The sequence below is a fragment of the Aliiroseovarius sp. D2-2 genome, assembly GCF_055809455.1.
In genome coordinates this window covers 487,900-514,173 of record NZ_CM147913.1, presented here as the reverse complement: position 1 = coordinate 514,173, position 26,274 = coordinate 487,900, and the positions used below count along the sequence as shown (strand labels likewise).

Annotated in this window: 23 protein-coding genes and 2 pseudogenes; 11 read left to right on the top strand and 14 right to left on the bottom strand. The window is 55.1% G+C overall.

All coding sequences use genetic code 11. The features are described from left to right. Positions 1–66: 66 nt before the first annotated feature. From AC0L6A_RS02495 to AC0L6A_RS02475, 5 genes and pseudogenes are all read left to right on the top strand, one after another. Positions 67–733, top strand: a pseudogene (locus AC0L6A_RS02495) (response regulator transcription factor). Next, the gene (locus tag AC0L6A_RS02490) at positions 726–2,093 is read left to right on the top strand and encodes a sensor histidine kinase (protein WP_473291991.1); all 1,368 of its coding nucleotides are present in this window, start codon (positions 726–728) and stop codon (positions 2,091–2,093) included. The pseudogene AC0L6A_RS02495 and the gene AC0L6A_RS02490 overlap by 8 nt, the downstream one beginning before the upstream one ends. Beyond that, positions 2,072–3,079, top strand: a complete 1,008-nt coding sequence (locus AC0L6A_RS02485; protein ID WP_473291990.1) for an ABC transporter substrate-binding protein — start codon at positions 2,072–2,074, stop codon at positions 3,077–3,079. Before AC0L6A_RS02490 ends, AC0L6A_RS02485 begins: the two co-directional genes overlap by 22 nt. A 102-nt stretch (positions 3,080–3,181) precedes the next feature. Next, on the top strand, positions 3,182–4,462 hold the full coding sequence (locus AC0L6A_RS02480; protein WP_473291988.1) for a glycerate kinase type-2 family protein: 1,281 nt from the start codon (positions 3,182–3,184) through the stop codon (positions 4,460–4,462). Positions 4,463–4,478: 16 nt separating this feature from the next. Continuing rightward, the gene (locus tag AC0L6A_RS02475; protein ID WP_473291987.1) at positions 4,479–5,405 is read left to right on the top strand and encodes a carbohydrate kinase family protein; all 927 of its coding nucleotides are present in this window, start codon (positions 4,479–4,481) and stop codon (positions 5,403–5,405) included. A 6-nt stretch (positions 5,406–5,411) separates the two neighbouring features. Here the strand turns inward: AC0L6A_RS02475 and AC0L6A_RS02470 are convergent, their stop codons facing one another. The 3 genes from AC0L6A_RS02470 to AC0L6A_RS02460 all read right to left on the bottom strand — a co-directional run bounded on the left by AC0L6A_RS02470 (position 5,412) and on the right by AC0L6A_RS02460 (position 8,445). Then, the gene (locus tag AC0L6A_RS02470; protein ID WP_473291986.1) at positions 5,412–6,245 is read right to left on the bottom strand and encodes an alpha/beta fold hydrolase; all 834 of its coding nucleotides are present in this window, start codon (positions 6,243–6,245) and stop codon (positions 5,412–5,414) included. Beyond that, positions 6,245–7,870: a PHA/PHB synthase family protein gene (locus AC0L6A_RS02465; protein WP_473291985.1), complete on the bottom strand. Its 1,626-nt coding sequence runs from the start codon at positions 7,868–7,870 to the stop codon at positions 6,245–6,247. The genes AC0L6A_RS02470 and AC0L6A_RS02465 overlap by 1 nt, the downstream gene beginning before the upstream one ends. An 83-nt stretch (positions 7,871–7,953) precedes the next feature. Further along, the gene (locus AC0L6A_RS02460) at positions 7,954–8,445 is read right to left on the bottom strand and encodes a MarR family winged helix-turn-helix transcriptional regulator (RefSeq protein ID WP_473291984.1); all 492 of its coding nucleotides are present in this window, start codon (positions 8,443–8,445) and stop codon (positions 7,954–7,956) included. Between the two features lie 120 nt (positions 8,446–8,565). Between AC0L6A_RS02460 and AC0L6A_RS02455 the strand changes: the two genes are divergently transcribed. Then, positions 8,566–9,165, top strand: a complete 600-nt coding sequence (locus tag AC0L6A_RS02455; protein WP_473291983.1) for a YceI family protein — start codon at positions 8,566–8,568, stop codon at positions 9,163–9,165. A gap of 3 nt (positions 9,166–9,168) precedes the next feature. Beyond that, a complete protein-coding gene (locus tag AC0L6A_RS02450; RefSeq protein ID WP_473291981.1) occupies positions 9,169–9,741 on the top strand; it encodes a cytochrome b in 573 nt (190 codons plus the stop codon). Between the two features lie 63 nt (positions 9,742–9,804). On the opposite strand, the pseudogene AC0L6A_RS02445 reads toward AC0L6A_RS02450, so the two are convergent. The 4 genes and pseudogenes from AC0L6A_RS02445 to AC0L6A_RS02430 all read right to left on the bottom strand — a co-directional run bounded on the left by AC0L6A_RS02445 (position 9,805) and on the right by AC0L6A_RS02430 (position 14,383). Next, positions 9,805–11,080 (bottom strand): annotated as a pseudogene (locus AC0L6A_RS02445) (ABC transporter permease). 105 nt (positions 11,081–11,185) lie between these two features. Continuing rightward, positions 11,186–11,998, bottom strand: coding sequence for an ABC transporter permease (locus AC0L6A_RS02440; RefSeq protein WP_473291980.1), 813 nt, complete (start codon positions 11,996–11,998; stop codon positions 11,186–11,188). Between the two features lie 11 nt (positions 11,999–12,009). Beyond that, the gene (locus tag AC0L6A_RS02435) at positions 12,010–13,122 is read right to left on the bottom strand and encodes an ABC transporter ATP-binding protein (protein ID WP_473291978.1); all 1,113 of its coding nucleotides are present in this window, start codon (positions 13,120–13,122) and stop codon (positions 12,010–12,012) included. 127 nt (positions 13,123–13,249) lie between these two features. Further along, entirely contained in the window at positions 13,250–14,383 is a 1,134-nt protein-coding gene (locus AC0L6A_RS02430) for an extracellular solute-binding protein (RefSeq protein ID WP_473291977.1), read from the bottom strand. Positions 14,384–14,927: 544 nt separating this feature from the next. Here AC0L6A_RS02430 and AC0L6A_RS02425 point away from each other — a divergent pair. Continuing rightward, positions 14,928–15,068: a hypothetical protein gene (locus tag AC0L6A_RS02425; RefSeq protein WP_473291975.1), complete on the top strand. Its 141-nt coding sequence runs from the start codon at positions 14,928–14,930 to the stop codon at positions 15,066–15,068. A gap of 71 nt (positions 15,069–15,139) precedes the next feature. Here AC0L6A_RS02425 and AC0L6A_RS02420 read toward each other — a convergent pair whose 3' ends face one another. The 7 genes from AC0L6A_RS02420 to AC0L6A_RS02390 form a co-directional block, all read right to left on the bottom strand. Further along, entirely contained in the window at positions 15,140–16,285 is a 1,146-nt protein-coding gene (locus tag AC0L6A_RS02420) for an iron-containing alcohol dehydrogenase (protein ID WP_473291974.1), read from the bottom strand. Further along, complete coding sequence (locus AC0L6A_RS02415; protein WP_473291973.1) at positions 16,282–17,664, bottom strand: aldehyde dehydrogenase family protein; 1,383 nt, start codon at positions 17,662–17,664, stop codon at positions 16,282–16,284. The genes AC0L6A_RS02420 and AC0L6A_RS02415 overlap by 4 nt, the downstream gene beginning before the upstream one ends. A 68-nt stretch (positions 17,665–17,732) precedes the next feature. Continuing rightward, entirely contained in the window at positions 17,733–19,082 is a 1,350-nt protein-coding gene (locus AC0L6A_RS02410) for a glutamine synthetase family protein (protein WP_473291972.1), read from the bottom strand. Positions 19,083–19,138: 56 nt separating this feature from the next. Further along, the gene (locus AC0L6A_RS02405) at positions 19,139–20,173 is read right to left on the bottom strand and encodes a TRAP transporter substrate-binding protein (protein WP_473291971.1); all 1,035 of its coding nucleotides are present in this window, start codon (positions 20,171–20,173) and stop codon (positions 19,139–19,141) included. A 33-nt stretch (positions 20,174–20,206) separates the two neighbouring features. Then, positions 20,207–21,526 carry a TRAP transporter large permease gene (locus AC0L6A_RS02400; protein WP_473291970.1) on the bottom strand — a complete coding sequence of 440 codons (1,320 nt, stop codon included), beginning with the start codon at positions 21,524–21,526 and terminating at the stop codon, positions 20,207–20,209. Beyond that, positions 21,523–22,041, bottom strand: a complete 519-nt coding sequence (locus AC0L6A_RS02395) for a TRAP transporter small permease subunit (protein ID WP_473293351.1) — start codon at positions 22,039–22,041, stop codon at positions 21,523–21,525. Before AC0L6A_RS02395 ends, AC0L6A_RS02400 begins: the two co-directional genes overlap by 4 nt. Before the next feature lie 270 nt (positions 22,042–22,311). After that, positions 22,312–22,881 carry an N-formylglutamate amidohydrolase gene (locus tag AC0L6A_RS02390; protein ID WP_473291968.1) on the bottom strand — a complete coding sequence of 190 codons (570 nt, stop codon included), beginning with the start codon at positions 22,879–22,881 and terminating at the stop codon, positions 22,312–22,314. Between the two features lie 122 nt (positions 22,882–23,003). On the opposite strand from AC0L6A_RS02390, the gene AC0L6A_RS02385 reads away from it, so the two are divergent. The 3 genes from AC0L6A_RS02385 (at position 23,004) to AC0L6A_RS02375 (ending at position 26,265) form a co-directional block, all read left to right on the top strand. Next, positions 23,004–23,483, top strand: a complete 480-nt coding sequence (locus AC0L6A_RS02385) for a MurR/RpiR family transcriptional regulator (protein ID WP_473291967.1) — start codon at positions 23,004–23,006, stop codon at positions 23,481–23,483. After that, positions 23,374–23,883, top strand: coding sequence for a MurR/RpiR family transcriptional regulator (locus AC0L6A_RS02380; protein ID WP_473291966.1), 510 nt, complete (start codon positions 23,374–23,376; stop codon positions 23,881–23,883). Before AC0L6A_RS02385 ends, AC0L6A_RS02380 begins: the two co-directional genes overlap by 110 nt. Positions 23,884–24,072: 189 nt before the next feature. Beyond that, positions 24,073–26,265: a hypothetical protein gene (locus AC0L6A_RS02375; protein ID WP_473291964.1), complete on the top strand. Its 2,193-nt coding sequence runs from the start codon at positions 24,073–24,075 to the stop codon at positions 26,263–26,265. Positions 26,266–26,274: the final 9 nt, after the last annotated feature.

Here is a 26,274-nt window from a genome sequence, read left to right as displayed (position 1 = left end):
TTAACCGAGGTAACCACAACAACCTGACACGGACCTGTCACGGCTGTCGCGAAATGAACAAGACCCATGAAATTCCTTTTGATCGAAGACAACATAGAACTGGCAAACGCGGTCTGCGCCCGCATGCAAATTGACGGCCATGTCGTTGATCATGCTGCATGTTTTCAGGATGCAATTGCGTTTGCGGACACTGAAGACTATGACCTGATATTACTGGATATTATGCTGCCCGATGGTGATGGCCGTACCTTTCTGAAACACCACCGCGCCCGGCAGAAAGACACACCTGTGATTGTACTGACTGCCCGGTCGCAGGTGTCGGACAGAATCAGCATTCTGGATCTTGGGGCGGATGACTACGTGACGAAACCCTTCGATCATGAGGAGCTTCAGGCCCGTTGCCGTGCCGTTCTGCGTCGCAAAGCGGGCACGACGCAAAGCACCATTCAGCTGGGAAATGCAACGTTCGATCCTGTGGCAGGTAGTTTGGCGATTGATGGCAAGCCGATCACGCTGCGCAACCGTGAACTTCGATTGCTTGAGTTGTTGATCAATGCGCCGGGGCAAATCTTTCCCAAGCACAAATTGTTCGACCGGTTGTTTGCGTATGACGAAGACGTCTCGGAAAACGCGATCGAGGTTTATATTGGCCGACTGCGCAAACATTTAGAGACCTCGGATTCTGCGTATCACAACGCTGCGTGGATTAGGGTATCGGTTGGACCATGGTTGAGGGGGTCAACGTCACCGGATCGTTACGGAACCGCTTGGCGGTCAGCCTGATTGGCGGCGCGGCCGTTCTGACAATCCTATTGTTTGTCGTCGTTCGTGCATATGCCGCCCAGATCGCGCAACAGGGGCAAGATAGCATCCTTGCTGCCTCGGTCAGTTCCATTCTGGATGCGGCCATTTTGCGCGATGGGGCTGTTGAAGTTGACTTCCCCTACGCGTCATTTTCGATGCTCAGTACAGACGCTGACGACCGAGTTTTTTATGCGATATATCAGGATGATAAGCTCTTGTCCGGGTATGAGGACCTTCCACACATCACCGATGGCAACATGGCGCGAACCCTGCATCACACCGCGAGTTATGACGGCGTCGCAATCCGATCCGCTACGGATGCCCGGACATTGGTCGGGGCGAATACACGAACGGTCATTTCGGTCACGGTCGCCCAAACACAAGACGCCTTGCAGGTCACCCTCGCCGACATCTCGCGCAATGTGGCTTTGTACGGCACTGGGTTCTTTTTGCTGTCTGTCCTTCTGTCCTTCTGGGCAACGGCCACAACCATTAATCCACTTAAACGCCTGACAAGTTCTGTAACCAAGCGCGGCCCGAAAGATCTAAGCCCAGTTGCCAGCCCAGTCCCGATTGAAATGGCATCGCTGGTCGCATCGCTTAATCACTTGATGGGGCGGTTGGACACATCCCTACACCAGTCAGAAGATTTCATCGCAGAAGCCGCGCATCGTGTCCGCACCCCTTTGGCGACGGTCCGTTCACATGCCGAAGCGACGCTTCAACGTGTGGATCGGGATGAAAACCGAAAGGCCATGCGGGCGATGATCCGCGCCATTGACGAAAGTTCGCGCGCGGCTGGGCAGCTGTTGGATCACGCCATGACCACCTTCCGTGCTGATCATCTGGAACGCACAAGCATCGATCTGGTCGAACTTTCGAATGAGCTGGTTATGCGCCTGTCCCCTGTGGCTGAAATGAAGGATATCCATCTGAAGATATTTGCGGACGAGCCGGTGATTGTCGAAGGCGACAGTATCCTTTTGCAAAATGGCATCCGCAATTTGATCGACAATGCTTTGAAATACTCGCCAGCGGAAAGCGAAATTGCCATCCACGTCACATCAGCTCCACGACCGTCCATTCAAATCCGAGATCAGGGACCAGGCTTCCCATTGGAAGGGATCGAGGATTTGCTGACCCGCTTTTCACGCGGGGACAATGTGAAGGGCATTATCGGCTCGGGTCTTGGGTTGACCATCGCGCAAGACGTGGCCACCGCCCATGGCGGAAAGATCAGCTTGGAAAACCAACCCGGAGGCGGCGCATGCGTTACATTCTCGCTTTAATCCTGTTCCTCCTACCTTGTGTCGCGATGGCGCAGGAATGGGAAGACCAGCAGCTTTTCCAAGGGGAAATTCCTGCCGAAACACTGCGCGTTCTGTCCAGCACCGACACCGCCTTTTTTGCCCCGATCGTAGAGCAATTTCTGGCCCAAAATCCGGAGTGGTCAATTGAGTATCTGGTGACCTCAACCGCTCAGATCGACCAGCTTTTGCGTGAAACCCCCGACCGTTTCGACATCGTGATTTCCAGCGCCATGGACCTGCAATTGAAACTGGTGAATGACGGGTTTGCGCGTGCATTGCCCGGCATCACCCACCCGAATTGGGCGCAATGGCGCGGGCGCTTGTTTGCATTCACCACAGAGCCCGCGACCATCGTCGTCAACAAGGCCGCATTCGAAGGAAAACCAATACCCCAAACGCGGCAAGACTTAATTCTGGCGCTGCGGCAGGAGCCTGATCTTTTCCGGGGAAGAATTGGCACCTATGACGTACGTCAGTCCGGGCTTGGCTATCTTTTCGCCACACAAGATGCGCGGGCTTCGGAAACCTTCTGGCGCCTGACCGAGATCATGGGAAGCCTTGATGCCCAACTTTACTGCTGTTCTGGGGAAATGATCGACGACGTGGCCTCGGGCAAACTTCTTGTGGCTTACAATGTTCTGGGCAGCTACGCCGCGACACGCCAGTTGAACGACGATAGGTTCGAGATCATCCTGCCTTCAGATTTTCCGACCATGATGATGCGCACGGGGTTTGTGTCCAAACACACGCAGCACCCAGACGTGGCCGAGGCATTCATTCAAAACATGATCGACATTCAAACCAGCGACGCCGGTGCAGGTTCATCCCGCTTGCCGCCGCTCTACCAGACATCAGAGACCGCCAGCCCATCGGTTATTGTGCTTGAGCCAGCCTTGATGACCTACTTGGACAAGCTAAAGCGCCAGACCTTTGTAGAAGAATGGATGAATGCGGTAATTCAATAGGCCAAGAATGGGCTGAACCGCTTGCTCTGCCCTGTCAGTTCTGAATAATAGCGCTAACATTTTCCGGTTATGCCGAAAAACCGCAGTCACAAAGAGTGCCAAATGACAGATCAAAGCATCAGGGCACTTCGCCAATTCGCTAAGCAGATATTTCAGAAATCCGTCGAAACCGCGGATTCAGCGCTTGCGATGAAAAACGCGCTGTCTGACGCCCCTTTCCCGGCGCTCGCACTTGACGGGAAGTTCATTGTTATCGGCATCGGCAAAGCAGCCCCTGCCATGATGCGCGAAGCACTGGATCAAATCTCTGACCCAAACACCGCTCTTTGCATCACGCATTCGGAAAATACCGAGTCCGCCGGGGGTGCTGCCTTGATGTACGGTGCGCATCCCGTGCCAGACGAAACGAGTTTGTCTGCGGGTCAGGCGATTGCTGATCTTCTTGCCACGGCTGGCTCAGCTGACCGTGTCATTGCTCTGATTTCAGGTGGTGGTTCGGCGTTAATGGCTTTGCCGGCGACCGGCATCTCGATCTCTGACAAGGCAAAGGTCAGTGCACTACTGCTAGCCGCCGGGATCGACATCAATCAGATGAACCTTGTCCGCCAACAGTTAAGTGAACTGAAAGGCGGAGGCTTTCTGCGCTATGCCGACCCCGCTCCGGTCTCGGCCTACATACTGTCCGATGTAATTGGCGATGACCTTCGCGCGATTGCAAGCGGGCCAACAGTTTCCCCAATCGGAACCCGAAAAGATGCACGTGAGATTTGCGAGTTGGCTGGAATTTGGAGCGAGCTACCATCATCAGTGCAAGATCACCTGTCGCGGCCAGAAGCTGCCACTCAGCCCCCAGAACCCAGTGAAAACCACCTGATCGGTTCAAACCGCCAAAGCCTGCAAGCAGCCCAACAAGCCGCCGCAGCCTATGGTTCTGTTCATGTCGTTTCGGACCATCTGACTGGGGACGTTAAAACCGCCGCCACCCTTCTTCTTGACGCGGCCGAAGCCGTACCATCCGGTGCCGTCACAGCGCTGTTGGCTGGCGGCGAGACGACTGTGCAGCTTACCGGATCGGGGAAGGGCGGCCGCAATCAAGAGCTTGCGCTTCATGTGGCAATGGGTGCCGAGAAACGTGGACTACCGGGCGATTGGGTCTTCCTAAGCGGAGGCACGGACGGGCGCGATGGTCCGACAGACGCAGCGGGCGGAGTTGTTGACGCATCCAGCCTTCAAAGAATGAGAACCGCAGGGGTAAGCCCCACGGCGCTGTTAGATAACAATGACAGTTATTCCGCCCTTTCCGCATCCGATGATCTGTTGATGACTGGGGCCACAGGCACCAATGTTGCGGACATCCAGTGCTTTCTGATTTCAAAACCCTGACCCGATAGGACTCCTGATGATTTTTTGTTGTGGTGAAGCCTTGATCGATATGTTGCCAGCCAATATGGAAGGCGGAAAATCAGCCTTTGATCCGCATCCCGGCGGAGCAATATTTAACACCTCGATCGCCTTGGGTCGGCTGGGGATTCCGGTGGGTTTGGTCGCTGGAATCTCATCCGACATGTTCGGGCAGATGCTGCACGATGAAGTCAAGGCCAGCGGTGTCGACACAGGGTATCTTGCGCAGGTAGACCGCCCCACGACCTTGGCCTTTGTCCAACTTGTTGATGGCCACGCACGATATGCGTTTTATGATGAAAACACAGCGGGGCGTTTGCTGGCATCCGACGAGCTATCGCCATTACCGAAGGATGCACAGGCGATGTTCTTTGGGGGTATCTCGCTTGCCGCTGAGCCCTGCGCTGACACCTTTGCAAGTATGATAAAGGATGCTCCAACTGACTGTGTGGTCATGATGGATCCCAACATCCGTGCAGATTTCATAGAGAATGAAGTGACATATCGTGCGCGTCTGAAGCAGACGATGGCGCGGGCAGATATCGTCAAGCTTTCAGACGAGGATTTGGATTGGTTAGTTCAAAGCGATGCACCCTTTCCAAAGAAAGCAGCGCTGCTTCAAAAAGACGGCCCCGGCATCGTTGTTGTGACCAAGGGGTCCGAGGGTGCCGAAGCTTTCTTGCCAAATGGCCAGAGCGTCTGCGCACCCGCTGATAAGGCAAGCGTCGTGGATACGGTCGGCGCTGGGGACACGTTCAACGCAGGGCTTTTGGCACAGCTTTATAACGATGATCTGCTGACCCGATCGGCCCTTGCCAACATTACAGGCCCCCAATTGGAACGCGCCCTAATCATGGCCGCGAAAGTGGCCGCAATCACAGTGTCGCGCGCAGGGGCCAATCCCCCTTGGGCACACGAGCTGTAACGTTACCTAACCCTGACCCAGGAAATCCGTAATCTCAGCACCGACTTCTTGTCTTTGCGTATACATCAGAAGATGGCCAGCGGGATAAACATGCAGCTTTGAATTCGGCAGCATATTCGACAGAAGGATTTGATTAGCAATCGGGATCAGCCCATCGAATTGCCCAGCAATCACCAATGCGGGCTGCTTGAGGTTCCGCAACCACGGCAAGCTGGTCCAACTGCACATTGCGCGCACCTGCGCGAAGTAACCTTCGGGGCTGGGACGGATCGCGTGTTTCGAATACTCGCGGAAATCAGCCGGAGCGAAAAGGGCTTCGCCGCCATACATCAACGGGCCAATGAAGTTGCCATAGGCCTTGCTGGTGAAGCGCAGCGGGAACATGATCTCGGACAGGGCTATGGGTGTCCCCCACCAGCTGCCGACACCGCCAGCTGAACAGATTGCCAGCACCAGCTTGGACACACGATCGGGTACGGTATGGGCTATCTGCTGTGCAAGCGCACCCCCCCATGAAATACCGAGTATGTCGAACGCTTTGATGCCGATTTGATCCAGAACCCGTAGCGTGAATTCTGCATAATCCGGGATCGACGAGATATCGTCGATCATATGCGACCGGCCCGTTCCGGGCATGTCGATCGCAATCAGGCAGCGGTCGTTGGTTTCGTCCAGCAAGGGCAACAGCACCTCGATGGACTGGGCAAGGCCGTTGCACACCAGAAGCGGCGGCAGGTCCGAATTCACGACGCGGTGGAGGTAACGGATCTTCGCACCATCCACCTCGATCATATGAAACTCGGATTGGTCGATGGTGTCGATCACCTCTTGCACGCCCATTAACGCTCGCCCTCATGCACATACGTACCGGGCGCATCAGCCAAACGCTTGTACTTTCGGTTGCCCAAAGTTTTCGCAGGCGCGCCGCGCTCGGCTGGGTTATTTTTGTCCAGCCATTCCAACCAATGTGGCCACCAACTGCCATCGGTCAAATCGGCACTTTCATGCCAGCTTTCCGCACTAGAGCTGTCCTTGCCATCCGCCCAGAACTTACGACGAGTCTTGGCTGGGTGGTTGATCACCGTGCCGGACACATGGCCACCTGTGGTCAGTACGAATTCGGTCGGGCCGGATACAAGATCAGTCGCAGTGAACGATGTCTTCCACGGCACGATATGGTCGCCGTCCGCCGCTAGGAAATAGCACGGCACGTCAATGTTGCGCGTATCGACTGGTGTTCCGCAGATGGTCAGCGCGCCCGGCTCTTTCAGCTTGTTCGCCATGTACATTTCTTCGACAAAATAGCTGTACCATTTGGCAGGCAGGTTCTGCGTATCCGCATTCCAATAAAGCACATCAAAGGGCGCTGGTGATTTACCCATCAGGTAGTTCGAGACCACAAAGCCCCAGATGCTTTCGTTCACATGCAGCATTGCCATCGCATTTGCGATGTCGCGGCCCGGTGCGACCTTCTCGGACTTCAGACGTTGGTTATAAGCTTCAACTTGTGGTTCGTCGATGAACACCTTGATTTGCCCTGAATCTGAGAAATCGATCATCGTCGACAGGAAGGTCGCCGTCCCCAACTTGGATTTCAAGTCGTCTGGCATGACGGCCAATGCCGCAGTCAACATGGTTCCGCCGTTGCACCAACCCATGATGTCGACAGCGTCAGATTTCGAGACCTCGGTGGTCACGCGCAATGCCTCGAATATGCCGTCCGAAACATATTCATCCCAACCCAAATCGCCCATTTCAGGGCTCGGGTTTCGCCAAGCAACCAGGTAAACGCTCTGCCCTTGTTCAAGCAGATAGCGGATCATGGATTTCTTTTCGTTCAGATCAAAGATGTAGAACTTGTTCACACAGGGCGGCACGATCAGGATCGGCGCCTTGCGGGTCTTTGCGGCCATCGGTTTGTACTGGATCAGCTCGATCAGGTCATTGCGATAGATGACAGAGCCCGGTGTGGTGGCCAAGTTCTTGCCAACCTCGAACGCCTCTTCGTCAGTGGTGCTGATATAGCCCTTTTCCAGATCCGCCAGCATATTCTGGTAACCGTCAATCAGGCTTTGACCACCCGTTTCCTGCGCCAGTTTCTGGGCCTCGGGGTTGGTCGCAAGGAAGTTCGACGGCGACAAGTTATCCGCCGCGATCCGCGCATAAAAACTGAGCTTTTGCTGCTCGTGATCCGACAGGCCAGCCGTATCTGCCATGTCCACCATCGCCTTTGCTGTCAGCTCATAGGAATGGCGCAGCAGCGGGAAGAAGCCTTCGTTCCATGTATCGCCGCGAAAACGATTGTCTTTAGAGGGATCAATAGCCTCACCTGCTTTCACAGCGGTGGTCATCCAAAGCTTTGCCATATCCTGTTGATAGGACATCCAAGTTTCGGCCCAAACACCCATTGGGTTCGACCCTGGTTTCCCCATCTCTTCAAGCATCTTGAAAAAGTCTTTGGACATACTGAGCCCTTCCTGATTCCGGTCAATCGCGCTGCATTATCTGGCCGAAATGCTTCACGAGTTTTTCAACGCCGATCTTTAGGTCAGTTTTCAGCGGCTTCACGTGCTAAATTCAACTTTCCCTGAATTTTATCGTCTCTTTCGGGAACCATTGACGCCAGACCTTCGATCAAGCCCGAGATTTGGGCCGCCGGCACCTTATCTTCAATTTGGGACAGCATAAGGCCACCATAGACTTCCCACATCTGTGCCCGTAGGGCTTTGCCAGAATCTGTGATCCGCAATACTCGCCCGCGTCGGTCGCTGGGAGCTGGGCATTGCGTGACCAGCCCGCCATCGACCATACGCTTAATCGTGCGAGATAAGTTCGGTTGATCGAACAGGGATTGGCGCTCCAACTCGTTTTGGCGCATCCCTTCGATTTCACGCTCTAGCGCCCACAGAATATCATACCACGCAGCAGACGGTAACCGGGCGCGTTTCAGTTCAGCCTCGAAAGTCTGCGTGACCCTTTTGTGGGCAATGTTTAGCAGCACCCAAATCGCGGTGGTCTGTTCATTTGGCTTTTTGTCCATCTCACATTCCCGTTACCGGAGCGACTGCCGGCTTCCCCTACGCACTCACTTTAGATACATGCACATGCATCTATTAATTCATCCCTCGTTGCCATGCAACATGACAAAGGAGCCGACACAATGAAACCATTTCTAACCGCCGCCGCCTTCGGACTAGGCCTTGCTGCCGCAGGAACCGCCACCGCCGAGATCTATAAGTTTGACCCCGGCCACACCGAAATCCGCTTTTACTACAACCATGCTGGGCTGTCGGAACAGTCGGGCCAATGGAAAGTAATCGGCGGCGAAGTTGATTTCGACCCTGCAAATGTTGCAGCCACGAAAGTCACTGTGACAGTAGACCCGGCCAGCATCGACACTGGCGTCGGCCCGCTGGACGATCACCTGAAAAGCGCGGATTTCTTTGACGTTGAGAATTTCCCCGAGATCACGTTCACCTCAACCGGGGTCGAGCAGACATCGGACAGCATGATCACGCTGGTGGGTGATCTGACGATCAAGGACAACACCAAGCCAATCACCATGAACTTCACGCTGAACCATAACGGCCCGCACCCGCTGGGCGAATTCTTCGACTTTTACCAAGGCGATTGGATTGGCGTTCAGGGGACCGGTGACATGCTGCGTTCGGACTATGGTGTTGGTATGTTTGCACCTGTGACGTCAGACGAAGTGCGCCTGGAAATCTCGGCCGAGATGCGCGCTGGCGGCTGGGAATAAACCATGCGGTTGACGAACACGCCTGACAGTTGGGGGGCGCTCGCGCGCCTCCTGCACTGGGCGATTGCCGGGATCATTCTGTACTTGATAGGGCTGGGCGTCTGGATGACCCAGTTTGTCACGGATGCCTTGGTGCAGTTCCCGCTGGTGCAGACCCACAAAAGCTGGGGATTCGTCGTGTTCGCGCTGGCCTTGGTCCGCGTGGCTTGGCGTTTGCTGAACAGGGCGGCCCCCGCGCTGCCCGACCACATGCACCCACTGGAAAAGCTGGGCGCGAAACTGGGGCATCTGGGGCTTTATGCACTGATGTTCATCATGCCGCTGTCTGGGTGGTTGATGGCCTCGGCCTCGCCTCTGCAGGATCGGTTCGGCGTGAAGAACAAAGTGTTCAACTGGTTCGAGATGTACGACCCATTTGTGCCGGGCAGCGAAGCACTGGCGACCTTCTTCGCACAGGTGCATTTTTATTCCGCCCTTGCGCTTGGGGCCTTACTTGCAGGCCACGCAGCAGCGGCGCTTTGGCACCACGTCCACCACAAGGACGAGGTTTTAAGGCGCATGACCTGGGGCAAATGATCCCCGAGACATGAAAAGGCCCGGCGAATTGCCGGGCCTTTCCTTCTTCAAGCAGAAGAATGATCAGTTGCTATCATTCCCGATCGAGTTCGGATCGAATACATTTCCAAAACCGGAATTGTTTGACGATCCTTCAGCACCTTCATCCTCCGTTGCGCCATCTTCTTCGTTCTGCAGCGTGTTCGGTGCGAACACCCCGCCGAAGCCCGAGTTGTTCGACGGTTTAGGTGCCGTTTCGGCTGCCCCACCTTCAGCACCTTCTTTCGCTGCTTTCTCGGCTGCATCCTTGGCACGACGGTCACGCAGTTCTTGAATGCGCTTCTCGGTTTCAAGACGCTTTTGTTCCTGAATACCGGCGACGCATTGCGCAGGACTGTAGGTCATTGCCGAGGCGATCACAGATACCGTTCCGATCAGTAGCACGACCAGCGCGATGGCTGCTGGGTTGCGACTGATCAGGCCGGGGACCTCGATCTTGCCAGCCAACTCGCCCACTGTGGCATCCTTACGCGCATCTGCGATCATCGCTTTACGCTTGATGTTCGCCTCGTTCACTAATGCAAAGAACACTGTCAGCGCTACGATCATAAAGGCCAAGGCCGAGATCGCCGGAGTGATCCCGTAACGTACTTTCTGGGCCAGCTCGATCGTCAGCGTTGGATATTCACCAAAGGTGAAGGTGGTGGTGTTGTAGTTCTCGAACGAGGCGAGGAACGCCAACACACCTGCCGACAGGATCGCAGGCATCATGAAGGGCATCAGCACCTTGCGGAACGCTTGTGCGTGAGTTGCGCCAAGGTCCAACGCCGCCTCGGTCAACGCCATGTCATAGCGTTGAAGGCGCGCCACCAAGACCAGCATGCAGTAGCTGGCGATGAAGGTGGACTGACCGATGATGGTCAGGAACAACCCATTCGACAGGAAACTATCTGCACCCAGACCCAGCATCCGGTTGATCCGGTCCCAGAACACCAGCGTCGAGATACCAATCACAACGCCGGGGATCAGGATTGGGGCGATGATGATCGTGTAGTAGGTCGCCCGCAACTTCGGCCAGATCTGCGTAAGCATAAGTGCCCCTGCAAGACCCATCGAAACCGACATGACCACCGTTCCCATCCCAACAAGGACCGAGTTCTTGATCCCGTTTAGGATGCGTTCGTCCCGAAACAGCGCTCCGAACCACTCGAATGTCAGGCATTCCCACGGCGTTGCCCGCGGAAAGCTGGGCGAGTTGAACGCCGTGATCGACATGATCACGAGGGGGCCAAGCAGGTAGGCGAAGAAAATGCCCAGATAGATTCCAGATGGATACGCGAATGATTTTATCAGAGGTCATTTGCCGATATCCCCCATGTTCACTTTGAACACACGCATCAGAGCAAGCACCAGAAGGATACAGGTGACAAGCAGAACGATCGCGTAGGCCGCGCCTTGTGGCCAATCAGAGTTGTCGTTGAACTGCTGATAGATCAGCTGGGTAAACCAAAGCGATGATGGACCTCCTAGGTACTTGGGGTGCGGCCAGCGCACCGGCAGACAGCATGAACACCATCGTACAGCCCGAGCTGATGCCCGGTTTGGCGTATGGAATCACAACCCGCTTATGGATGCGCCACCATGGTGCACCAAGATCACGCGCAGCCTCGATCTGGTTGTGATCAAGGCTTTCGATCACGTTGTAGATCGGGAAGATCATCAGAAGGATATAGGCGTATCCCAGACCCGCATAGAGCGCGATATCATTGCGGATGAAGTCAAAGGGCGTGTCGAATATCCCAGACCCCACAAGCAGCGTGTTTATGACCCCGCTTTCACCAAAGATGATCCGAAGCGCAAAGGCGCGCAGGATTTCGTTGATCCAGTAAGGGATGATCAGCATCAGCGCAAAAACGCGGATGTGGTTGCCCTTTGTCTGGCCCAGATAGTAGGCAATTGGATAGCACAGGATCAGGTTAAACAGCGTCACAAAGACGGCCGCCACCAACGTACGGAAGAACACTTTCAGGTCCACCGCATTGTAATCCTGCGACCCGCCTTCGGGGCCAAAAATCAGGTACTTATAGTTCTCGAGTGTATAGATATCCTTCGGCCCACCAATTTCGGGTGGGGGAAGGTTAGGACGGAACGAGAAGTCGAGCATCGACAGCTGCGGAAGGATGATCAGGCCAACGGTCCAAAAAAGGACCAGACCCAACATCAGGGATCCCATCAGCGTGCCGTTCCGGTTGAAGAATTCCTTCAGGAAACTTGGCATCGCGTCTCTCCCTATTCCGCAGCCAATTCGCCGGCGGGGACGGCAACGGCGTTGTCGACCTCGTATTCCAGCGTCATGTCTTGGCCCGAGTGATCCTCGAACGACTGACCGTGGTTGGGGATTGCGACCTTCAGCTCTTTACCGCCGTCGCCTTCCATGAAGATGTTGAAGGTGTTGCCCTCGAATTCTTCGTGGTTGACCTTTGCAGTAACGAAGTGGTCGCCTTGCGTGCCGGTCGGGGCCAGCGAAAGTGCTTCGGGACGAATGAACATCATCGCCTCGTCACCTACCTTCATCGTCCCTTGATTGGCGGTCGAGATGCGTGACAGCAGATCACCCGAGCGGTTGGTTCGGATCAGAGCATGGCTGTCCTTGACCTCCAACACCTTGCCGCGAAAGACGTTGTTTTCGCCCACGAAGCTGGCTGCAAATGCGGTCGCCGGATCGTTATAGATGGTCTTGCCGTCTGCGATCTGGTCAATCACACCCGCGCGCATCACAGCGATATCGTCCGACATAGTCAGCGCTTCGCCTTGGTCGTGCGTGATGTAGATGAACGTAATGCCAACGCGCTTCTGAATCTCACGAAGCTCGGTGCGCATGTGCTGACGCAGTTTTAGGTCGAGCGCCGAAAGCGGTTCGTCCAAAAGAAGCACATCGGGTTCAGCGCAAAGCGCACGGGCAATTGCCACACGCTGACGTTGACCGCCTGATAATTCGCTTGGCAGCTTGTCGCCCTGATCAGACAGGGCAATCATATCCAAAAGCTCGTCCGCGCGTTTGCGACGCTCCTTGGCGGATGCACCCGCGATTTCCATCGAGAATGTGATGTTCTCCCAGACTTTCATCAGGGGAAACAGCGCAAGGTTCTGGAAGATCAGCGCAGTGGGGCGTTTGTTCGGCCCAATCCCGCGCATGTTGTTGCCACCGATCAGCACGTTGCCTTCGCTGGGCTCTAGAAAGCCCGACACAGCGCGCAGGATTGTGGTCTTGCCACACCCCGATGGTCCCAGGAACGAGAAGAAATCGCCCCCCTTGATGTGCACATTTGCGTCGCGCACCGCGACGAAATCTCCAAAGCGGATCCAGAGGTTCTCAAGATCTACGCCTACTCCGGCACTCATATGGTCTCTCCCCATGAACGGGCCGTTCACGCGCTGAGATCAGGCGTGCGACCGTGTTTCCAGACGTTTCAGTCAGGTTGGTGACGCGCCCCCGCCCAGTGACGGAGGCGCGCAATTTTCAAGTCGCTTAAGCGCTCTTGAATTTGTTTACGAACTCGGTGCGCACGTCCGCGTACCAAGGTGCTTCAGCAGGCCAAGGGTTTAGGTTGGCAAGGCTGTCACCTGGATAGGCTTCCGAGAAGTTCTTCTTGTAGGTGTCGCCCGAATGGGTGTCAGCACCCAGCACAGGAGAGTTATAGCCGTGGCTGTCAATCGCCACACCAGCAGGCTGCTGACGGTAGGCGTATTCGACGAAGGCATAGACTTGCTCTTCATTCGCGGCACCGATCGGCATCGACATACCATCAACCCATGCCATCGCGCCTTCGACGGGTGCTTGATAGTGCACCGGCTCGCCTGCGGATTTCAGGGCCAGCGGCGGGCCGTCCCATGTCTGGCCAACGACAACACCTTCGTTCAGAAGACCGTTCTTCTGGGTGTCGGCATCGTTCCAGATCAGCTTGATGCGCGACTTACGAGCGACACACCAATCAGTGATCTGACCCCAGACTTTACGCATGGTGTCTTCGTCGTTGTATGCAGCCCAGACAGAACCCGGCTCCATTTCGCCCGATGCTTCCATGTAAAGACCAGCACCCAGCATCATCGAGTGTGCACGGCCCATGGTTTTGCCAGCGTTTTCTTCGGACCAAACGTCGCCATAGCTGGGCGCATCGCCCGATGGCAGCCATTTGTCAGTGCGGTATGCGATACCTTCGGTACCCCAGATATGCGGCAGCCAGTGCGCACCGCTGTCACCGAAGTTCCATGCATCGGTACCGATTTTGGCCATTGCTGGGTTTACGGCGTCGATGTTCACTTTTGCCAAATCGAACGGCTTCAGAAGCTCAAGCGGCTCCCACTGCAGCGAACGGTTGTTGGTGGGCGAAACGATGTCAAAGCCCTGACCTTTGGTCGCTTTCATCTTGTTGATGATTTCTTCGTTCGACCCGATACCGGTGTAGTTCACCTTGATGCCAGTCTCGCCTTCGAAACCTGCAATGAACTCAGGTGGCAGGTAGTCCGACCACATCAGGATATTGAGTTCACCCGACGAAGCCAGTGCGTTCTTCACGTAAAGTGGTGTCGCCAATGCGGCCGCACCCATCGTGGTTGCGCCTTTCAGCACAGAACGACGACTGAACTTGTTCTCTGTTGTCATTGTATTCTCCCATTGGTTTTTAGTCTTTTTGTCTTGCGACAGTTTTTTTCATTATCTGGCCCATCAATAGCGCCAGTTCCACCGCTTGTTCGGTCCAGATTTAAATCCTCGCCAGATACGTCAACTTTTTAAGGCCGACTTTGGAGATGGATAATGAGCCTGAGTCGGATTATTCCCGTTTTGTAACAAGCTCATGAGCGTTCGGACAAAATCGCCCTCACGATGATAGGCATTCACGATTTCAGCCTGAACGACTCCTTGACCACCACGGAAGTGAACGACCTGAAAGGGGTTCGTGTCAACAACTTAAGCCAGTTAGAACTTGATTTCATGTTAGATCGAAAGGCCGATCATTGCGACGCCCCCTTTCATTCGGATGGCCGCCAACAAGCGGCGATGCTAACCCAAGCTTGCGGGGGCAGCACTTCACCCAGGAAAAGCAAAGCCCACAAGGAAACCAATGCCGGCACAAACCCACGCGCGAAAGGGAATATGATGCAAAGGTCTCCGTGCTTGTTGGCCTGACCCAGCCTATAAAAAGGCCATGTTTATCACTGTGTACGCGATCAGATATGGCCAGCTTTCAGCAGCGGGCAATGGCAACACGGCCATCATAACCAACACCGGGATCACAAGTTCCAGCACCACCAAACCCGGTGTGGATGTCCGATCACCTGCCATCTAACAATAGTGTTTCATGTCGCATGCAATAGCGCCTCCGACAGGATGATCAGGACGATGCCCGTGGTCATTGGCTCAAATCACATCTTCAAACAGTTGGCGTAAGTTTTCGCGTGTCAGCTCGACCGGGTTGCCGCCACAGCTGGGATCCTTGATCGCACCTTCGACAAGCGCATCCATCTGGTCTAACGACACGCCCATCTGAGACAGATTGCGCGGGATTTCGAAGCTGTCATTGAAGTCCTGTACGAACTTTTGGAAGCTTTTGAAGCCGCCCTCGATCCCCAGATAGCCTGCTGCACGGTCAAACCGATCCGCGATCTCACCCGCGTTGAACTCCAGTACTGCGGGCATACAGACCGCATTCGTAGTCCCGTGGTGAGTGTTGAAGATCGCGCCGACCGGATGCGACAGCGCATGGATGGCACCAAGCCCCTTCTGGAACGCGGTCGCGCCCATGGCGGCGGCAGACATCAAATGCGCCCGGGCTTCAAGATCAGTTCCATCTGCGTAGGCGCGCGGCAGATAGTCAATGACCAGCCGCATCCCTTCCAGCGCGATACCCTGTGACATCGGGTGATAATGTGGGCTGCTGAACGCCTCGACACAGTGGGCAAAGGCATCCAGCCCGGTGCCTGCTGTGATAAACTTGGGCATGCCCACAGTCAGCTCGGGATCAGCAATCACCACCGCAGGCAAAACCTTCGGGTGGAAGATGATCTTCTTCTCATGCGTGACTGAATTTGTGATGATCGACGCGCGTCCAACTTCGGATCCGGTGCCCGCTGTGGTTGGCACAGCGATGATGGGAGCGATCCCATCAGGATCCGCACGCGTCCACCAGTCGCCAACGTCTTCGAAATCCCAAATCGGACGGGTTTGCCCAGACATGAAGGCGACCATCTTACCAAGGTCCAAACCGGACCCACCACCGAAGGCGATCACGCCGTCATGCCCGCCTTCGTTAAAGGCTTCTACTCCGGCGGTCAGATTTAGCTCTGACGGGTTCGGATCAACCTCGCTGTATATCCCGCGACCCAAACCGGCGGCTTCCATGATGTCCAGCGTCGCCTTCGTGATCGGCAAATCGGCAAGGCCCTTGTCCGTCACAAGCAGCGGGCGTTTCATACCCGCTTGCGCACAAGCCTCGGGCAGTTCCTTGATGCGGCCAGCGCCGAACTTCATAGCGGTCGGGTAAGACCAGTTTCCAACAAGGTTCATGATGTCACCTTCTTCAAATGGTAGGATTTTGGGCGCGTTAGATTGTGGAAGCCGATGACAGACAAGCCACCCCCACGCCCAGTGTTTTTACAGCCAGTCCAGCACAAGCCGGGATCAAGATAGTCGGCACGGTTCATGAAAACTGTCCCCGTTTCGACCTGATCACCCACACGGGCGGCACGATCCACATCGCTGGTCCAGAGGCTAGCGGTCAAACCGAACTCGCTGTCATTCATCAGGGCAATGGCTTCTTCATCTGACGAGACCTTCATGATCCCAACAACCGGACCAAAGCTTTCGTCGCGCATCACGCGCATATCGTGGGTGACATTGGTCAGAATCTGAGGCGTCAGATATGCGCCGCCATTATCCTCGGCGAATGTGTCGATATGCGCCACAGCCCCATCAGCCATCGCCTCGGAAATCTGGGCGCGCACTTCGTCTGCAAACCGAACATTGGCCATGGGACCAAGTGTGGTTTCCGGATCCAAAGGATTGCCCAGCTTGTAGCCCTTCACGATCTCGACCGCCTTCGCGACGAAGTCGTCAAATAAGCTTTCATGGACGTATATCCGTTCGATCCCACAGCAGCATTGCCCAGCGTTGAACATTGCCCCGTCGATCAGAGTGTCGACCGCCGCCTCCAGATCGGCATCGTCCATGACATAGCCCGGATCTTTGCCGCCAAGTTCCGTCCCGACGCCAGTGAAGGTGCCTGCCGCTGCGCGCTCCATCGCCTGACCACCACCAACGGATCCGGTGAAATTCACAAAATCAAACGCGTTGCCCGCAATCAGATCATTGGTCACATCATGGGATAGGAACACGTTCTGGAACGCATCTGCGGGAACGCCCGCTGCGGCAAAAGCCGCCGCCATACGTTCGCCCACCAGCAGTGTCTGCGTTGCGTGTTTCAGTACAACTGCGTTCCCGGCAATCAGCGCAGGGGCGACAGTGTTGATGGCCGTCATGTAAGGATAGTTCCAAGGGGCAACCACAAACACCACACCATGCGGCACGCGTTTGATGTAGCGCTTGAACGTCGCGTCCTCACCCACTTCGATATCCGCAAGGCTGTCTGCTGCGATTGACGCCATGTGGCTGGCGCGTTCGTTGAACCCGCCAAATTCGCCGCCATAGCGCACCGGGCGACCCATCATATGAGCCAGCTCTGGCACAATTTCATCATTCATTGCGCCCACAGCAGCAACGCCCGCCATCACCAGATCAACGCGTTCCTGCAACGGACGCGCCGCCCAGTCTGCTTGCGCCGCCCGAGAACGCGCAACCACAGCCTGCGCGGCTTCCAACGACAGAACCTCACGCTCTGCAAAGACCGATCCATCAATCGGCGAGATACATTTCAACATCTGGCCCATGCCATGTCTCCATCTTCCAAGGGATCACGTCCCTATTTCTTTTCTCAGATATTCTGGGGAAAGCCCCGTTATGCCCGTTCAAACCCGCGCGCGATTTCCCAATCAGTCACAACGCGATCAAACTCTTCAATCTCGACTTCCGCAGCGCGCGTGTAGTGATCCACCACATCATCGCCCATCGCGGCCCGTAGCATCTTTGATCCGTGCAACGCATCACGCGCTTCACGTAGGTTGCCCGGTATCATGCCAGTTTCCCCCTGATAAACATCACCCGTTGACGGTGCCTGAAGCTCAAGCCCCTCTTCAATGCCAGCAATACCAGCCGCTAGCATTCCCGCTATGGCCAGATAGGGGTTCATGTCCGAGCCAGGGATGCGGCACTCAACGCGCACGGCTTTGGTGCCGTCTCCACACAGCCGGAAACCTGCTGTGCGGTTGTCCACGGACCAAATGATCCGCGTGGGCGCAAAGGTGCCTTTCATGAAGCGTTTGTAGCTGTTGATGTAGGGCGCCATGAACGCCGTATAGTCGGGCGCGTATTTCAACAGACCCGCCATGTAGTTCTTCATCAGGGCTGACATGCCCAGCGCATCGTCGGGGTCAAAGAACACGTTTGCACCGTCTTTCCACAGCGACTGATGCACGTGGCTAGAGGACCCAACTTTGTCCTGATGCCACTTGGGCAGGAAGGTCGCAGCATGACCTTGCTGCCACGCGATTTCCTTCACCGCATGTTTGGCAATCGAATGATACTCGGCATTGTCCATCGCCGGGGCGTATTTGATATTCAGTTCTTCCTGACCAGCCTCGGCTTCACCCTTCGAGTTCTCGATCGGAAGCCCAGCGTTCCACAGATGATTGCGGATCGGCCGCATCACGTGCTCTTCCTTGGTGGTCTGCAGGATGTGATAATCTTCGTTATAGCCCGAGATCGGAGTCAAATCGCGAAACCCGCCTTTGCTGATCTCGTCAAAGCTTTTCTCGAAAAGGAAAAACTCCAGCTCGGTCGCGGTCATAGCGTCAAAGCCCATCTCGGATAGACGCGCCACCTGACGTTTCAGAATCGCGCGGGGCGAATGGGGCACGTCTTCATGCGTGTGGTGATCCAGCACGTCACACAGAACCATGGCCGTGCCTTCAAGCCACGGCACCGGGCGCAGGGTCGCAAGGTCCGGCTTCATCACATAGTCGCCATACCCGTTTTCCCACGAAGTCGAGGCATAGCCTTCCGGCGTTCCCATCTCGAGATCAGTGGCCAAAAGATAGTTACAGCAATGCGTTTCTTCATAAGCGCCCGCCACAAAGTGACCTGCGTGAAACCGCTTACCCATCAATCGGCCCTGCATGTCGACCAGACATACCAAAACCGTATCAATGCTGCCCTGTGCCACTTGGGCCTTTAGATCATCGAATGTCATATCTGCCTCTTTCAAGAATGTGTGGGGCAAGGATGTCCCTGCCCCACAAAACACCATTAGCCATAGCGGTACGGGCGTCCAGCTTTCTGCATGTCGGAATTGTACTTGCGGAAGATTTCAACCACTTTCGCCTTGGTCGGGCTTTCGGCTGCGATCTCGTCCCAGAATTTGACGGCAGCTTCTTCGACCTGTGCCCATTCCTCGTCCGGGATGGTGGTCAGCTTCATTTTGTCGCCGTTGACGCGCAGGCTGGCTTCGCCACCCCAATACCACCACTGGCGATAATAATGGGACTGATCACAGCAAACACGGAACAGCGTTTGCAGATCTTCCGGCAGCTCGTTCCAGCGATCCAAATTGGTGAAGAACGACCCGGCCCATGCGCCCGAGATGTTGTTGGTCAGGAAGTAGTCAGTCACGTCAGCCCACCCAACGGTGTAGTCTTCCGTGATACCTGACCACGCGACGCCATCCAGTTCGCCGGTTTGCATGGCGACCTCGATATCTTCCCAAGGCAGCGTCACAGGAACGACGCCGAACTGGCTTAGGAAACGACCAGCTGTCGGGAAGGTGAACACGCGTTTGCCCTTCAGATCCTCAAGCGAATTGATCGGTTCCTTGGTGGCAAAGTGGCACGGGTCCCATGACCCGGCGCTGACATGTTTGATGCCTACGGCCGAGTATTCTTCGTCCCAAATTTCGTTCAGGCCATACTGGTTGAACAGCACAGGCACATCCAGAGAATAACGGGACGCGAAGGGGAAATAGCCGCCAAACACGGTGACATCGGTGGGCGACGCCATCGAGTCATCGTCCGACTGAACCGCGTCAATCGTGCCTTTCTGCATGGCGCGGAACAGCTCTCCGGTTGGGACAAGTTGATCGGCGTAGAACAGCTCAATCTGCATGCGGTCGCCTGCGATCTTGTTGAACATCTCGATCGCCGGATCGATTACGTGGGCCGCCAGCGCGGGGCCCGCATAGGTCTGCATCCGCCATTTGATCGTGCTTTGTGCAAGCGCGGGTGTCGCCAGTGGGGCGGCCGCCATGCCAACCCCGGCGGTAGTTAAGAACTTACGTCTTGTCGTCATTTCTTCTCTCCTAGTTGGTTGAATTTATTATTGTTATTTTCCGTACACATAATTGGGCAGCCAAAGAGCGATTTGGGGGAAGATCATGATGATTGCCAAAGCCAACACCATGATAAGGACGAATGGCACAATCGAACGATAGATATCCCCCAGCCCAATTTCTGGTGGTGCCATGGCCCTCATGAGAAACAGGTTATAGCCAAAGGGCGGCGTCATATACGCGATCTGGGTGGTGATGGTGTAGAGCACCCCATACCAGATCAGGTCGAAACCCAGCACTTTAACCAAGGGCACGTAAAGCGGTGCCACGATGACCAGCATCGCGGTGTCATCCAGAAACGTACCCATAATAATAAAGCTAAGCTGCATCAGGATCAAAATAACCCAGGGATCCAGCCCCAGCTGATCCGTAAACAGGTTGTCGATGGCCTTCACTGCACCCAGCCCATCGAACACGGCACCAAAGCCTAGTGCTGCCAAAATGATCCACATAAACATGCAAGAAATCAGCAGGGTCTGCTTGGTGCAGGTCTCGAATGTTTTCCAAGTCATGCGACGCTTGGCGACAGAGGCGAACAAAGCTGTCAGCGCACCAATGGCCGAGCTTTCGACCAAAGAGGTCCAGCCGTTTACGAAGGGGACCATCATCGCAGCGAAGATCGCCAACGGAAGAACTCCTGCCCCAAGCAAGCGGATCTTTTCGGCGCGCGACACTTCATGAGTATCTTTCATCGCAGGTCCTAGATGCGGTTGGAATTTACAGCGTAGCCAGATGTAGATGATAAAAAGCGTGGCCATCATCAATCCCGGCATCACACCAGCAAGCCACAGTTGGCCCACCGGTTGGCGTGCAATCATTGCGTACAGAACCAAGACGACCGACGGTGGCACAAGAATACCCAAACTGGACCCAGCCTGAATAACCCCCGTGACCATGATCTTGTCGTAGCCCCGACGTAAAAGTTCCGGCAGCGCAATCGTCGCGCCAATGGCCATGCCTGCGACGCTTAGCCCGTTCATGGCGGACACTAGAACCATCAGACCAATGGTGCCGATGGCAAGGCCACCGTCCACCGGGCCCATCCAAACATGGAACATGCGGTAAAGGTCATCCGCCAGGCGGCTCTCGCTAAGGACATAGCCCATGAAGATGAACATCGGCAGGGTCAGAAGCGGATACCATTTCATCAGCTTCATCGCGGCCGAGAACGGAATGTCCTGTCCGCCCACGCCCCATAGCGAAAGCGCAGCAATCGCGCCTACGGCTCCAATCGCTCCGAACACGCGCTGGCCTGTGAACAGCATCAGCATCATCGCTGCGAACATGAAAATGGCGATATATTCTTGGCTCATGCGCGTGTCACACCGATCTCGTTGCCCTTGATGCGGGCGATGTCTTTGAACAGTTCTGATATGGCCTGAAGCAGCATCAGGAAGAAGCCGACGACCATGATGGATTTGATGGGCCAGGCATAAGGTCGCCATGCGGTGGATGAACGTTCCAGCCGGCCAATTTCTTCACTTCCGGTGATTAATCCCCAGAAATAGGAAAACGGCGCGTCCCCCCAATACCCCAGAGAATAGGCGGTCGATCCGACGCCACCCCAGATCAATACACCCAGATAGATCAGCAGGAAGAACACCGTGAATGCGTCGAACCACGCCTTCTTGCGGTCATTCCAATTGTGATAAAACAGGTCCATCCGAACATTCGATCCCATCTGGAGCGAGTACGGACCACCCATGATGTAATATGTCACCATTGCGAACTGCGCCATTTCCAGCGTCCACATTGACGGCACGAAAAACGTCTTCGAGATCGAGGACCACAAGAGAATCCCCATCATCACGAACAAGCCCCACATCATCACACGACCGATGCGATAGTTGATGGCGTCGACGACATGCACATAGCCGGAAATGAAGCGTATCAACTGGCGCTCCCTTCACCCAAAGCAGCTTTCGCCGTGGCTATCCAACCCGCAAGTTTGCGCGCCATTTCTGTCTGCTGCTCGGGTGTTTCGATCAGGTCATTTCGCACCTCGATCATCACGTTGGGCAAGCCACGTGGAACAGCTTGGACATTTAGTGTGTGCGCAACCCCATCCACTGCCGCATAGGGCTCATTCAGCTGAACATTAAGCTCTAGATCTTGCAGGGACCGTCTTCATCATAGCGCGCGCCATACGGTCGTCATCGCCATGCAGAATGCCAACTTGCACCTCGCGTTTCTGACCGCGATAGGTTGGTGTAAAACTGTGCATGGTGACCATCAATCCAAGGCTGGGCTGGTGCTTGGTGATCTGATCGGAAAGCATTTCCGAGAATGGCTGATAGACATTGCGCACCCGCGCATCCCGATCTGCATCGGAAATACCCGTATTCGCTGGTATGTCGAAAATTTCACTGCGCTCGGGGATGGAATCCATAGCTTCGGGCGGGCGGTTGCAGTCATAAACAAGCCGCGAGATTCCACCGTAGACCAGAACAGCCGACATGCGATCAGCCATAGCTTGCGCGACGGGAAGAGCGCCGGGATCCCAAGCGATATGGCGTGTCAGCATTTCTTCGTCCAACCCTAGGTTTGCCAGATGAGCAGGCACATTGTTTGACGCGTGTTCGCACACGACGATCACTTTGGGCGCATCGCCCATCAGATCCACATGCACTGCTGGACCAAACTCAGAGATCAGCTTTCTCGATTCCATTTGTTAAAAGTTCCACAGCCTGCCTTGCTGTGTCAATATTTTTCCGTAACAATTCCAGCACCCTTGATTTATATGTAGGATTCTTGACAGAGTGGTGAAACTCAGAACAAAGGAAGTCCCCCGTGCGTGTCACCGACCAGCTTCTAAAACATCGCGATGACATGACCCCGTCCGAGCGCCAGCTTATGAATGTGCTGCTGGACGACTATCCCCTGTCCGGGCTCGGCAGCATCACCGAGCTTGCCAGCAAGGCCTCGGTTTCAACAACAACCGTTGCGCGCCTTTTGCAGAAAACCGGGTTTAACGGTTATCCACAGTTTCAAGCTGCTCTTCGGCGTGAGTTAAAAGAAATGATCTCGGACCCCGTGGCAAAACGGGATGTGTGGAAAACGGATCTGCCAGAAGAACACACGCTGAATCGGTATTCGCGGCAAGCGCTTGAGAACCAAAAACGCAGTTTGGACGAGGTGGATTCCAGAAGAGTTCGACGCCTTGTGCAAATTGCTTTGCGATCCAAACCGACGGATATTTATCACCGGGGGTCGGATTACGGGCACGCTTGCACAGTATCTGTATTTGCACCTTCAAATGATCCGCCCTGATGTGCGGCTTCTACCCTTCTCAGCGTCTTGGACGCACGAGCTTTTGGACATCCGAAAAGGAGATGTGTTGATCGCCTTGGACGTTCGCCGATACGAGAACACGACCCTTGTCATTGGCCAGCTTTGCCACGAACGCGAGGCAGAAATTGTGCTGTTTACAGACCAATGGCGATCCCCGATCCATCGACTGGCGCGCCATACCTTCAGCGCACGTATCGCTGCCCCATCTGCATGGGATTCCATGGCGGCCCTGTTGGTGCTTTTGGAATGCGTTGTGGCCGAGGTGCAGGAACGCCTTTGGGACGACGTGAAACAGCGCACCGATGCCTTGGAAGAGGCATTTGATCGCACAAAACTTTTCCGAAAGTTCGGACAAAGCGGTGGCGGAAGCTCTGGCTAAACTTGGTTAGCCTGCCATGTTCGGCAGACAGTATTTCACTCACTCATTTTCTAGTGTTGCCCATCCCAGCCCAATGCCAGCGTACGCATGGCGACCGTGTAGATTTTGAGAATGACCCGCATTGTGATAGAATAGCCCTTCAAGTCTTCTAAATTTAATTGCAAAATCTTATTTGGGCCGCGTGTGCGAATGTCCGAAACTGATACTAAATTTGTTGGTGAAATGGGGGTCCGTGCAGATTGGATTGATCTGCGGGATCAAGATTATGTGCCGAATTTGGCAATCCTGAAACGCTCTCTTTCCTTAGATCCGCATCTGCTGACGCTGCCTGATGAAGAAGGTTTACGTCACCCGACCTTTTCGGTTCGCAATCAAGGCAACTCAGGTCGGTGCGTAGGGTATGCTCTAGCAAATCTGATCGACATCCAACGGCATTTGCAACACGTCAATGGTGGCGACCCCAACGGAACCGCACCATCGCAAACCGAAGATATCACCAGCGCCGATATGCTTTATCGCATGGCTCATTTCCATGATCGGTATCCAGCTCTTGAGGCGATGAAGGCGGATGATCGGGAAGGCATTCTGACCCTGCGCTCTGCAATCAAAGGTTTCTATCACCATGGAGCTTGCCTTGACTGGCCCTTCGCTACCACACCGCCCGACGCCACAAGGTGGCAAAGCGATAGTTACCTGGGGGACGGGCCGGATATCGGCCGGCGTTTCACCAGCGTGGAACAAGCGCGCAATGCCCGCGACATTGGGTTGGGCGCTTACTTCCGGTTGGCGTCTGTCCTGAACCATTTCCACGCCGCCTTGAATGATGCGCAGGCCGTTTTGGTCAGTGCAAATGTGCATGATGGTTGGCTTCAGGCCGTTCCCAACAAAAACGGAGTGATCACTTGGCCACCGTCCAAGGGCAAAATGGGAACGCATGCTTTCGTTTTGACGGGGTATGACGAACACGGTTTTCACGTCTTGAATTCATGGGGGCCGGAATGGGGCGGCTATAAAGGGCAAGCCGGGATCGGGTTATGGAACTACGACGACTGGGCCCGCAATGTCATTGATGGCTGGGTGCTGCGCCTTGGGGTCCCAGCACCCGCAGCCTTTGGCGCATCGGTCGGAGAGAAAGGCAGCAAAGGCGTCGTTGGAAAGATCAGGTCAGGGTCCACACCATGTTTCGAACTGGTTGGACACTACATGCATCTGGATGACGGTTATCATGTTTCATCCGGATCCTATCCGTCCTTTAGTGATGGCTGGTCACGTACCCAGGAACATCTAGCACCCAAGCTCGACCCACAAGCTGACCCTTCTGACCCCGATAAGTACCGTGGTATTTTGTTGTGGATCCCCGGCAGTCTTGAGGGGATAAAGCCAGCTTTCTCTGCAGCTGTTGCGCGTAAGAATGCCATCAAGGCCTTGGGGCTTTACCCCTACACGATCTTTTGGTGCAACAGCTTCGTCGAGAAATCGCTAGAGGTACTAGAAAGCCTGTTCGACAGCTGCATGTCGCAAGCAGGTGAGACCGCAGAACATCTGGACGAACTGATTGAGAACCGCGTGCGCGGGGTCGGGCGCGCCTTCTGGCGTGATATCGAGATGAGCGCCATGCGCGCGCTCAAAGGCACGGGTGAGCTGCCTTTCGAGCGTCATCTTGACCGCAGCTATTCAGTCACGGGTGTCGTTGGGGATTTCCTGCACAGCTTGCTCGACCTGAAAGAAGAGACGGGGTGTGAGCTGCATATCGTAGCTGAAGGCGCTGGCGCATTAATGGTGCACGAAATGCTGTCTTTGCTCAAACCCGACATGCCTCCGCCTTTCTCTCAGCCTGGTGTCGACTTTCGCGAAACTTGGTTTGATACGATGCATCTGGCGCACCCGGCCATTGGATTGCCGCGCGCGCAGAATGTCCTGCTGCCAAGGATTGCCAAAATGAACGGCCCATTGGACGGCAAGCGACGGCGCAAGACAACGTCTCGCAAACCGGTTGTGCAGTCGCTGTTAACAGCTGCCGAAAAGGTCCCAGCGCGTATCTATGTTCCAACTGAAGATCTGGAAGAGCGGGTTTGCTTCGGCGGGTATGGCAAATCAGTGCTTCATTTGGTGTCGAATGCGTTCGAGGACCGGTACCCTCTTCCTCGTGGCACGGATGCCCCCGACGCGGGCGCCTATCTGAAGGCGCGGCCTTTCTTGGGCATGGCAAGCTTGGCAGAAAACGATGCGGCCGTATCCAGTGGGGCGGTTTTCCGGCTGAACCGAATTCTTGACCAGAAACATGATCTTGAGCGCATTCAGCAATCCACGCTGAACGACGATCAAACCATCACCAACAGTATTTTCGAGTGCATCAAAGGATTTCAGAAACGTGTGACCTGACAAAGGAGA